9 protein-coding genes and 1 rRNA gene are annotated in these 11,089 nt (G+C 46.5%); 8 read left to right on the forward strand and 2 right to left on the reverse strand.

Features of this window, described 5'->3' with window-relative positions; genetic code table 11:
- Positions 1 to 162: 162 nt before the first annotated feature.
- Together rnpA and rpmH are read right to left on the reverse strand one after the other, a co-directional pair.
- Entirely contained in the window at positions 163 to 534 is a 372-nt protein-coding gene (rnpA, locus tag WQ57_RS17110; protein WP_046524983.1) for a ribonuclease P protein component, read from the reverse strand.
- Between the two features lie 117 nt (positions 535 to 651).
- Positions 652 to 786: a 50S ribosomal protein L34 gene (gene rpmH / locus WQ57_RS17115; protein WP_046524984.1), complete on the reverse strand. Its 135-nt coding sequence runs from the start codon at positions 784 to 786 to the stop codon at positions 652 to 654.
- A 616-nt stretch (positions 787 to 1,402) separates the two neighbouring features.
- Here rpmH and dnaA point away from each other — a divergent pair.
- From dnaA to WQ57_RS17155, 8 genes are all read left to right on the forward strand, one after another.
- Positions 1,403 to 2,749, forward strand: a complete 1,347-nt coding sequence (dnaA, locus tag WQ57_RS17120) for a chromosomal replication initiator protein DnaA (RefSeq protein WP_046524985.1) — start codon at positions 1,403 to 1,405, stop codon at positions 2,747 to 2,749.
- Positions 2,750 to 2,931: 182 nt separating this feature from the next.
- Entirely contained in the window at positions 2,932 to 4,068 is a 1,137-nt protein-coding gene (gene dnaN, locus WQ57_RS17125; RefSeq protein ID WP_046524986.1) for a DNA polymerase III subunit beta, read from the forward strand.
- A 137-nt stretch (positions 4,069 to 4,205) separates the two neighbouring features.
- Complete coding sequence (gene yaaA / locus WQ57_RS17130; RefSeq protein WP_046524987.1) at positions 4,206 to 4,418, forward strand: S4 domain-containing protein YaaA; 213 nt, start codon at positions 4,206 to 4,208, stop codon at positions 4,416 to 4,418.
- Positions 4,419 to 4,436: 18 nt separating this feature from the next.
- Entirely contained in the window at positions 4,437 to 5,555 is a 1,119-nt protein-coding gene (gene recF, locus WQ57_RS17135) for a DNA replication/repair protein RecF (RefSeq protein WP_046524988.1), read from the forward strand.
- Positions 5,556 to 5,564: 9 nt separating this feature from the next.
- Positions 5,565 to 5,813, forward strand: a complete 249-nt coding sequence (gene remB / locus WQ57_RS17140) for an extracellular matrix regulator RemB (protein ID WP_046524989.1) — start codon at positions 5,565 to 5,567, stop codon at positions 5,811 to 5,813.
- Between the two features lie 43 nt (positions 5,814 to 5,856).
- Positions 5,857 to 7,779, forward strand: coding sequence for a DNA topoisomerase (ATP-hydrolyzing) subunit B (gene gyrB / locus WQ57_RS17145; RefSeq protein ID WP_046524993.1), 1,923 nt, complete (start codon positions 5,857 to 5,859; stop codon positions 7,777 to 7,779).
- 264 nt (positions 7,780 to 8,043) lie between these two features.
- Positions 8,044 to 10,617 carry a DNA gyrase subunit A gene (gene gyrA / locus WQ57_RS17150; RefSeq protein WP_046524990.1) on the forward strand — a complete coding sequence of 858 codons (2,574 nt, stop codon included), beginning with the start codon at positions 8,044 to 8,046 and terminating at the stop codon, positions 10,615 to 10,617.
- A 342-nt stretch (positions 10,618 to 10,959) separates the two neighbouring features.
- A 16S ribosomal RNA gene (locus tag WQ57_RS17155) occupies positions 10,960 to 11,089 on the forward strand; the annotation flags it as partial.

Consider the following 11,089-nt stretch of genomic DNA (forward strand, 5'->3'; position numbering starts at 1 on the left):
TCCTAACCGTGAAACTTTCACGTAATATCCTATCTATTTTCAGGATGATGGATTAACCTTAGAGTGGTTCAAGCCGTCATCCGGCAGATACATTAATACCAGGCAAGTGTATTTTACCATCTTTTTATAGCAAGCGCTTTAAAATATTGCCAAGCTGGCAAATTATTTCACACCTTCATTATGACCAGGGTTTCTTTTATTCAAAACCCTCGCCACTTTCAGGACATGCTCAAGGCTTTTTTTCACTTCCAGCATCTCCATATCCGCGGCCGGCTTCCTCGCAACGATGACATAGTCCTTTCCAGTATGTATATCTTCCTGCAGCTCCAGGAAGCTTTGGCGGATATACCTTTTTATTCGGTTCCTTGTCACGGCATTGCCAAGCTTCTTGCTCACTGACAAACCAATCCGGAAGGTTTCCTGTCCTTCCTTCCTAAGGACATAAACAACAAACTGGCGATTGGCAAAGGATTTCCCCTTTTTGAACACTTCCTGAAAATCCTTGTTTTTCTTTATTCTCAATTCTTTTTTCATTTCATACACCTTCAATCAAGTCAAGTGGCCTGAGATCCCTGCGTTTATTTTACTGTATGTGAAAGAAAAATAAAAATTGGCGCAAAAAGAGAAAAAGACCACTGACAGTTCAGTGGCCTAGGCAGATAACACTTTTCTTCCTTTGCGACGGCGGCGTGCAAGAACATTGCGGCCGGTTGAGCTGCTCATGCGGCTGCGGAAGCCGTGAACTTTGCTGTGCTTACGTTTATTTGGTTGGTAAGTTCTTTTCATTATATGACACCTCCCTGAGGAATTAGCTGCTTCTTTCAGACAGTCCTACTAATTATAAGGACGTAAGCCTAAAAATGTCAATAGTCTATGAGGAAAAGAGTCGATCCCGCCTGCTGGAAATTATTTCACCAAAAAAAAATGAACTATACTTCTTTTGTGTCCAGAGGCCACTTATTCATTTTATCTTAAAAATGCATTTTAGCTGGTTGTGGACAAAAATCGACACAGTTTTTTTATCCACAGCACCAATTCACAGCTTTTAAACAAACTATAGGCCTGTGGACAAATATTCCCCACATGGACGGGCTATTGTGGATAAAGTAATGAAAAGCGTTGCTTAATACTGGTTTTTTTGATATTATATTTGTGTTTTCACTCTTGATAATTGGTGTTGATGAAATAAGTTATCCCCATTTTGTGGATAAGCTGTGGACAGGTTATTCACTCCTGTGTGTGGAAATTTGTCCACAACAAGTGGATAATGTCGAAAAACCACTATTCTTCCTTATTATATATTTCTCCACATTAATAGATTTGTATAATTATAAATCCACCATCATTTCTCCATGCATATTTTATGCATTCACCAAAATTCCGTTAAAAGGAGGGTTACCGGTTGGAAAACATTGCGGATTTATGGAATAATGCCTTGTCCAAAATTGAGAAAAAAATCAGCAAGCCCAGTTTTGATACATGGCTTAAATCCACGAAGGCCCATTCCCTGCAGGGAGACACGCTGACGATTACAGCACCGAATGAATTTGCCCGCGATTGGCTGGAAGAACGCTATTCGCAGCTTATCAGCTCAATTCTTTATGAAATTACCGGAGAGGAACTTGGAATCAAGTTCATTATTCCGCAAAATCAGAATGATGAGGAATTCAGCGTTCCTGTGCCGCCAAAAAAGGCCATAAAGGACGATGACCAGCACGATCTTCCAAATAACATGCTGAACCCTAAGTATACATTCGATACATTCGTCATCGGTTCCGGAAACCGCTTTGCCCATGCGGCTTCGCTTGCGGTCGCGGAAGCGCCGGCAAAAGCGTACAATCCGCTGTTTATCTATGGAGGAGTTGGACTCGGAAAGACCCACCTGATGCACGCTATCGGGCATTATGTGCAGGATCATAATCCGTCCGCCAAGGTTGTCTACTTGTCTTCCGAGAAATTCACAAACGAGTTCATCAATTCCATCAGGGACAATAAGGCCGTAGAATTTCGCAATAAATATCGAAAAGTCGATGTTCTTTTAATAGACGATATTCAATTCCTGGCAGGAAAAGAATCAACGCAGGAAGAGTTTTTCCATACTTTCAATACGCTCCATGAGGAAAGCAAGCAAATCATCATTTCCAGCGACCGTCCGCCCAAGGAGATCCCAACCCTTGAAGACCGCTTAAGGTCACGCTTTGAATGGGGACTGATTACTGATATCACTCCACCGGACCTGGAAACACGCATTGCCATCCTGAGGAAAAAAGCGAAAGCGGAAGGGCTTGATATTCCGAATGAAGTGATGCTTTATATCGCAAACCAGATTGACTCCAACATCCGCGAACTCGAGGGGGCGTTGATAAGGGTAGTCGCTTTCTCCTCCCTGATCAACAAGGATATCAACGCCGATCTTGCTGCCGAAGCGCTGAAGAACATCATTCCGAGCTCCAAGCCCAAGGTCATTACGATCCTCGATATCCAGCGGACCGTCGGGCAGCATTTCAACGTGAAATTGGAGGATTTCAAAGCGAAGAAACGGACAAAGTCCGTTGCCTTCCCGCGCCAGATCGCGATGTATCTTTCCCGGGAGCTTACTGACTTTTCGCTTCCTAAAATTGGCGAAGAATTTGGCGGCCGGGACCATACGACCGTCATCCATGCCCATGAAAAAATCTCAAAGCTGCTTTCAACTGATTCAGCTCTGCAAAGACAGCTGCGTGACATTCATGAGGAATTAAAGATTTAGGATAATGTGAATAACTAATACTAAACTGCGCACAGTCTGTCCACATGTGGATAGGCTGTGTTTCCTTGTCGAAATATCAGTTATCCACAAATCCACAGGGCCTACTAGTACTTTTACTGTTTTATTAAAAAAATAAATATATATGCTATTAAAAAGAATTTCATACCAGGAGGATCAAAAAAATGAGGTTTGTAATCCAGCGGGATCATTTATTGCAAAGTGTCCAGGATGTAATGAGGGCAGTTACAAGCAGAACCACCATTCCAATTTTGACAGGTATTAAAATTGTGGCTACTGAAGAGGGAGTTACTCTTACAGGCAGTGATTCGGATATTTCCATTGAATCTTTTATTCCAAGGGAAGAAGATGACAAGGAAATTGTCGAAATCAAGCAAACAGGCGCCATCGTCCTCCAGGCTAAATTCTTCAGTGAAATTGTTAAGAAACTGCCGACTGATACAGTTGAGATCGACGTTCAAAACCACCTGCAAACAGTCATCCGGTCAGGGAAGTCAGAGTTCAACTTAAATGGTCTGGATGCAGAGGAGTATCCTCACCTTCCGCAAATCGCAGAAGAAAATTTGTTCCGGGTTCCAACTGATTTGCTTAAAGCACTGATTCGCCAAACTGTGTTCGCAGTGTCCACCTCAGAAACACGTCCCATCTTGACAGGTGTCAACTGGAAGGTGGAGAACAATGAATTAACCTGTATTGCAACAGACAGCCATCGTCTTGCACTGAGAAAAGCCTTGCTTGAAACCGAAGTCGAGGGAAAACATAATGTGGTCATCCCCGGCAAGAGCCTTACCGAGCTAAGCAAAACTCTCGATGATACTGCTGAAAAGGTCGACATCGTCATTACCGAAAACCAGGTCCTTTTTAAGGCCAAGCATCTCTTGTTCTTCTCAAGACTGCTGGAAGGAAATTATCCTGATACAGCCAGGCTGATTCCTAATGACAGCAAAACGGATGTCGTCCTCAACGCCAAGGAATTCCTTCATGCGATTGATCGTGCTTCCCTGCTGGCAAGGGAAGGCAGGAATAATGTTGTCAAATTCTCGACGGTTGAAGACTATGCCATTGAAGTTTCTTCCAATACTCCGGAAATCGGCAAAGTCGTCGAGGAAATCCAAAGCCAGTCCATCGAGGGTGAAGAACTGAAGATCTCCTTCTCGGCAAAATATATGATGGACGCCCTGAAAGCCCTTGAAGGCAGTGAAATCCAGGTCTCCTTCACGGGAGCGATGCGGCCGTTTGTCATTCGCCCGATGAATGATGACACAACTTTGCAATTGATTTTGCCGGTGAGAACCTATTAATCATGATATTCAAAAACCCCCTTGCTGAATGAGCTGGGGGTTACTGTTTTCTCGAGAATGGGTTGGTAACCCTTGTCTCTTGCCTGATTATTTAGTAAAATAAAGTATTAGCTCCTTTTATGAAAAGGGTGATAAATATGAGCCAGGAAGTAAAAATCGATACTGAATTTATTACATTGGGCCAGTTCCTTAAGCTGGCAGACGTCATCCAGTCCGGGGGGATGGCCAAGTGGTTTTTGAGTGAGCATGGAGTGTTCATTAATGGAGAACAGGACCAGCGCAGGGGAAGGAAGCTGCGCAGCGGAGATGTCATCGCCATTCCGGGTTTTGGCAAGTTCCGTATTCAGTAATTAAAGGATGGGCCTTTCATGCATATAGAAGAGCTATTGTTAAAGAACTACCGGAATTATGAACAACTCGAAGCGCATTTTGAAAACAAGGTTAATGTGATTCTCGGTGAAAACGCCCAGGGGAAAACCAATGTGATGGAATCCATCTATGTGCTGGCAATGGCCAAGTCACATCGGACATCCAATGATAAGGAACTTATTCGCTGGGATGAAGATTATGCTAAAATAGAAGGCAGGATTGCCAAAACCAGAGGTTCCCTCCCGATGCAGCTCGTCATATCCAAGAAAGGCAAACGGGCCAGGTATAATCATATTGAGCAGCGCAAACTGAGCCAGTATGTGGGAAACATGAATGTTGTGATGTTCGCGCCTGAGGATCTCCACCTCGTCAAGGGGAGTCCGCAAGTTAGGCGCCGTTTTATTGATATGGAAATTGGACAGGTATCCCCTGTCTATTTGCATGATATCAGCCAATACCAAAAGGTCCTCCAGCAGCGGAACCACTACCTGAAACAGCTTCAGCTCAGGCAGCAGACCGACCAGGCAATGCTCGATATCCTGACCGAGCAGTTCATCGGGTTTGCAGCCAGGATTGTGGCTAAACGCTTTGAGTTCCTCCGTCTGCTCGAACAGTGGGCTTTGCCCATCCACCAGGGCATCTCGCGCGGGCTGGAAACGCTGAAAATTGAGTATAAAGCGTCTGCTGAGGTATCAGAAGAACAGGATTTGTCGAAAATGGTAGAAGTATACCATGAAAAGTTTGCTAAAATAAAGAATAGAGAGATTGAACGGGGAGTCACCATGTTCGGCGCCCATCGCGATGACCTTGCCTTCCTGGTCAACGGACGGGATGTGCAGACATTCGGTTCCCAGGGGCAGCAGCGGACGACCGCCCTATCCGTCAAGCTCGCTGAAATTGAACTGATCAACAAGGAAATTGGCGAATACCCGATCCTGCTGCTTGACGATGTTTTATCCGAGCTGGATGATTACCGCCAATCCCATTTATTAAATACCATTCAGGGAAAGGTCCAGACCTTTGTGACGACCACCAGCGTCGAAGGGATTGACCACCAGACCCTGAAAGAAGCGGCTGCTTACCGGGTAACCTCCGGTGTTATGGAAAGAACGCAATGAGGTGACTGTATGTATTTGCATATAGGAGAAGAAACATTGATCAGGACAAATGAAATCATTGCCATTATTGACAGGGAAAGTGCCGGTTCATCCCCTATCTTTGAAGAATTCCTCGGGCACAGGGAAGACGGAGTGGTCAATCTTTCCAAAAGCCAGTACAAGTCAATTGTCATCACCAGGAACCAGGTTTATTATTCCCCATTGGCAGCCGGGACGTTGAAAAAACGCTCGCAAAAATTATCCGTTCAGGAATTTTAAATATATGCAACGCAAAAGGAAAGTGTAGGTGATCGATGTGGCAATGGAGCAACAGGCCATGCAGGGACAAACATATGATGCAGACCAGATACAGGTCCTCGAGGGGTTGGAGGCTGTCAGAAAACGGCCGGGAATGTATATCGGATCGACGAGTGTAAAAGGCCTCCATCACCTTGTTTGGGAAATCGTCGACAACAGCATTGATGAAGCCCTCGCCGGTTATTGCGATGAAATCAATGTCATTATTGAAAAAGATAACAGCATCACCGTCAAGGACAATGGCCGGGGCATTCCTGTAGGCATGCATGAGAAAATGGGCCGCCCTGCGGTAGAAGTCATCATGACCGTCCTGCACGCAGGAGGCAAGTTTGGAGGCGGCGGATATAAGGTGTCTGGAGGTCTCCACGGCGTTGGTGCATCCGTGGTAAACGCCCTTTCCACTTCCCTTGAAGTGGAGGTCCACCGGGATGGAAAGGTTCATCATATTGAATTCTCGCGCGGGGCCATCAAATCCGAACTAAAAGTGATTGGTGACACGGACCACACAGGAACAACGGTTCATTTTGTTCCCGATGATCAAATTTTCACCGAGACACTCGAATACGATTATGATACGCTTGCGAATCGCCTTCGCGAACTCGCTTTCCTTAACCGCGGTCTTAAAATCACCATTGAGGATAAGCGCGAAGAGAAGAAGCAGAATGAATACTACTACGAAGGTGGTATCAAGTCCTATGTTGAGCATCTGAACAGGACGAGAGACGTGCTTCACGAAGAGCCAATTTATATCGAGGGCGAAAAAGAAGGCATAAATGTCGAGGTTGCCCTTCAGTATAACGATGGCTTTACCAGCAATATCTACTCTTTTGCCAATAATATTCATACGTATGAAGGCGGAACACATGAGTCCGGATTCAAAACCGCACTCACAAGGGTAATCAATGATTATGCCAGAAAGCATGGTATTTTCAAGGACAACGATGCCAACCTTTCAGGTGAAGATGTCCGCGAAGGCCTGACTGCCATTGTCTCGGTCAAGCATCCGGATCCCCAGTTTGAGGGCCAGACAAAAACGAAACTAGGCAATTCGGAAGTTCGGAACGTTACAGATACAACGTTTTCGGAACACTTCGAGAAATTCATGCTTGAAAATCCTTCTGTAGGCAGAAGGATTGTCGATAAAGGATTGATGGCTGCAAGAGCAAGGCTGGCTGCGAAGAAAGCGCGCGAGCTAACAAGGCGGAAAAGCGCCCTTGAGGTTTCGAGCCTGCCTGGCAAACTGGCCGACTGCTCTTCGAAGGACCCTTCGATTTCAGAACTTTACATTGTTGAGGGTGACTCTGCCGGAGGCTCCGCCAAACAGGGACGGGACCGCCACTTCCAGGCAATCCTCCCGCTGAGGGGAAAAATCCTGAACGTGGAAAAGGCGCGCCTGGACCGGATTTTGTCCAACAATGAAGTTAGAGCGTTGATTACAGCGATTGGAACCGGGATTGGCGAAGACTTCGATATTGCCAAGGCCCGCTATCACAAAGTGGTCATCATGACCGATGCCGACGTTGATGGCGCCCATATCCGGACGCTCCTGCTGACGTTCCTGTACCGCTATATGAGGCAGATTATCGAAGCAGGCTTTATTTATATTGCCCAGCCGCCATTGTATAAAATTCAGCAAGGCAAACGGATTGAATATGCCTATAACGATAAGGAGCTTGACCGGATCATGGGCGAACTGCCTTCCCAGCCCAAGCCGGGCATCCAGCGCTACAAGGGTCTTGGTGAAATGAATCCGGGACAGCTATGGGAAACAACAATGGATCCGGACAACCGCCTCCTGCTTCAGGTAAGCCTTGAAGATGCCATTGAAGCGGATGAGACTTTTGAGATGCTGATGGGCGATAAAGTGGAGCCAAGGCGCCAATTTATCGAAGAAAACGCCGTTTACGTTAAAAACCTGGATATTTAACAGGATAGATATCTGTCTATCCTGCTTTTCTATTAATGACCCGCAATGCCTGCCGCATGTTGGGCAGGCGTGGATGTTTTTCGTAAAAGGCAAGAAAGTATAATTGCTGAACTTAGAACACTGTCTAGCTCCAGCGCCTAGCCCCTCGAGTCGCTTCGGTCCATCTGTTGAAGTCAAAGAACGACTTCATCAGATGGCCCAGAGAGCGCTTGTCGGGGCTAATCAAGGCGCTTGCGCTTTTCTATTAAAGGAGGTTTCCTTCCTATGGCTGAGACGCCTAATTCCCGTGTGAAAGAAATAAATATTAGCCAAGAAATGCGTTCATCCTTCCTGGACTACGCCATGAGTGTTATCGTCGCAAGGGCGCTCCCCGATGTCCGGGACGGCCTTAAGCCGGTCCACCGCCGTATTCTGTATGCCATGCACGACCTTGGGATGCATGCCGATAAAGCGTATAAAAAATCCGCGCGTATCGTGGGTGAGGTTATTGGTAAGTATCACCCGCACGGCGATTCTGCGGTCTATGAAACAATGGTCCGCATGGCCCAGGATTTCAACTACAGGTATATGCTTGTGGACGGCCATGGAAATTTTGGGTCCATCGACGGCGACTCCGCAGCTGCCATGCGTTACACAGAAGCCCGCATGTCGAAAATTTCGATGGAGCTGCTTCGCGATATCAATAAAGACACAATTGACTACCAGGATAACTATGATGGTTCCGAACGCGAGCCGATTGTTCTGCCAGCAAGGTTCCCAAATCTGCTGGTCAACGGAACATCCGGTATCGCGGTTGGAATGGCGACCAATATTCCGCCGCACCAGCTTGGAGAAGTAATCGAAGGTGTCCTGGCAGTAAGCAGGGACCCTGAGATCACCATCCAGGAATTGATGGAAATCATTCCGGGTCCTGACTTCCCGACGGGTGGATTGATCCTTGGAAGGAGCGGCATCCGCAAAGCCTATGAAACAGGCCGCGGCTCCATCACGCTTCGGGCAAAAGTGGAGATTGAAACAAAGGCGAATGGCAAGGAAGTAATCATCGTCAATGAGATTCCTTACCAGGTAAACAAAGCGCGCCTAATCGAAAAAATTGCCGAGCTGGTCCGTGATAAAAAGATCGACGGCATCACCGATTTGCGCGACGAGTCCGACCGCGAAGGGCTCCGTATTGTCATTGAAGTCCGCAGGGACGCCAATGCGAATGTCCTTCTGAATAACCTGTACAAGCAAACGGCCCTGCAAACAAGCTTCGGAATCAATACCCTGGCGCTTGTAGACGGCCAGCCGAAGGTTCTGAACCTGAAGCAGTGCCTGGTATATTACTTGGAACACCAAAAAGTGGTCATCCGTCGCCGGACTCAATTTGAACTTCGCAAGGCGGAAGCCAGGGCGCATATCCTTGAAGGATTGCGCATAGCCCTTGATAACCTTGATGCTGTCATTGCCCTGATTCGCGGTTCTCGTACAACCGATATTGCCCGCGAAGGTTTGATGACCCAGTTCAGCCTGTCTGAAAAGCAGGCGCAGGCCATCCTTGATATGCGCCTGCAGCGTCTGACCGGCCTGGAACGCGAAAAGATTGAAGAAGAATTCCAAAACCTGATGCAGCTGATTGCCGAATTAAAGGCAATCTTGGCTGATGAAGAGAAATTGCTTGGCATTATCAGGGAAGAACTCCTTGAAGTCAAAGAACGTTTCGATGATAAACGCCGGACGGAAATCGTCAGCGGCGGTCTCGAAATGATCGAGGACGAGGATCTTATTCCCCGGGAAAATGTTGTTATCAGCCTGACTCATAACGGCTATATCAAGCGCCTGCCTGTCTCTACCTATAGGGCCCAAAAACGGGGCGGCCGAGGCATCCAGGGAATGGGAACGAATGAAGATGATTTTGTCGAACATCTGCTGACCACATCAACGCATGACACCATCCTGTTCTTCACCAACAAAGGGAAGGTGTATCGTTCGAAGGGGTATGAAATTCCTGAATTCAGCAGAACGGCAAAAGGACTGCCAATTATCAACCTCCTGGGAATTGAAAAGGGAGAGTGGGTTAATGCCATGATCCATATCGAAGAATTTGTTGATGACTGGAGTTTGTTCTTTGCAACAAAAGAGGGAATCGTAAAGCGTTCTCCGCTTACATCCTTTGCGAACATCCGCAATAATGGCCTGATTGCCCTAAACCTTCGCGAAGGCGATGAATTGATTTCCGTCCGCATGACAGACGGTACAAAGGAAATTATTATCGGGACCAAGAATGGCCTTATGATTAGGTTCCCTGAAACGGATGTACGGACCATGGGCCGTACTGCAACGGGGGTTAAAGGCATCTCCCTCTCTGGTGATGACGAAGTAGTAGGAATGGAAGTCCTCGATGAAAGTGCGGATATCCTAGTGGTAACCAAACATGGATACGGCAAGAGAACACCAGCAACCGAGTATCGCAGACAGGGACGTGGAGGTAAAGGAATCAAGACCTGCAACATTACCGATAAAAACGGCAGCCTTGTAACGATGAAAGTGGTCGAGGGCGAAGAAGACCTTATGCTGATTACGACTGGCGGGGTTCTAATCCGGATACCAGTCGGCGGAATCTCCATTACGGGCCGCAATACTCAAGGTGTAAAATTGATCTCCCTCAATAGAGAGGAAAATGAAGCTGTTGCGACTGTAGCACAAGTTGACAAGGAAGAGGAAAAAGCCGAAGACCTTGCTGAGGGTGAAGAAGCAGAAGGGTTCGAAGGTGCAGAAATTGAAGATGTGACCGGGGAAGAGACGGAATCCGAAACAGAGCCGGCAGTTCCTTCTGATGATGAAGGAGAGCAAGAGTAATTTTTAAAAGCTTGTGGGGATGGATGCATCTTCACAAGCTTTTTTGTTATTCGAAACTAGAATGAAGCAATTCAGGTATAAAAATAAAAAGGGGGTTGCATAACCACCATGAGGCTGTTATAATCTTTTAAGTCAGCAACAAAGTTAACAAAAGCGACCATAAAAACCTGCTAAAAAGTTGTTGACATGAATGCTTGAAAATGATATATTAATATAGTTGCTTGCGAGCGACGATTTGCTCTTTGAAAACTAAACAAACAAGCGTCAACAAACAATAATATTCATGGCTTCTATTATAGAAGTACATGAGCCAACGTTTTAAATTATGAGCTAATCACTCTTTTACTGGAGAGTTTGATCCTGGCTCAGGACGAACGCTGGCGGCGTGCCTAATACATGCAAGTCGAGCGGACTTGAGGGAGCTTGCTCCCGATGGTCAGCGGCGGACGGGTGAGTAACACGTGGGCAACCT

Origin of the sequence: Mesobacillus campisalis (assembly GCF_000986785.1) — a bacterium.
GTDB lineage: Bacteria > Bacillota > Bacilli > Bacillales > Cytobacillaceae > Mesobacillus_B > Mesobacillus_B campisalis.

Excerpts from the sequence above, each read along its gene's own strand:
- rnpA (WP_046524983.1), bottom strand. The coding sequence starts at position 534 with ATGAAAAAAGAATTGAGAATAAAGAAAAACAAGGATTTTCAGGAAGTG.
- rpmH (WP_046524984.1), bottom strand. The coding sequence starts at position 786 with ATGAAAAGAACTTACCAACCAAATAAACGTAAGCACAGCAAAGTTCAC.
- dnaN (WP_046524986.1), top strand. The coding sequence starts at position 2,932 with ATGAGGTTTGTAATCCAGCGGGATCATTTATTGCAAAGTGTCCAGGAT.
- yaaA (WP_046524987.1), top strand. The coding sequence starts at position 4,206 with ATGAGCCAGGAAGTAAAAATCGATACTGAATTTATTACATTGGGCCAG.
- recF (WP_046524988.1), top strand. The coding sequence starts at position 4,437 with ATGCATATAGAAGAGCTATTGTTAAAGAACTACCGGAATTATGAACAA.
- remB (WP_046524989.1), top strand. The coding sequence starts at position 5,565 with ATGTATTTGCATATAGGAGAAGAAACATTGATCAGGACAAATGAAATC.
- gyrB (WP_046524993.1), top strand. The coding sequence starts at position 5,857 with ATGGAGCAACAGGCCATGCAGGGACAAACATATGATGCAGACCAGATA.
- gyrA (WP_046524990.1), top strand. The coding sequence starts at position 8,044 with ATGGCTGAGACGCCTAATTCCCGTGTGAAAGAAATAAATATTAGCCAA.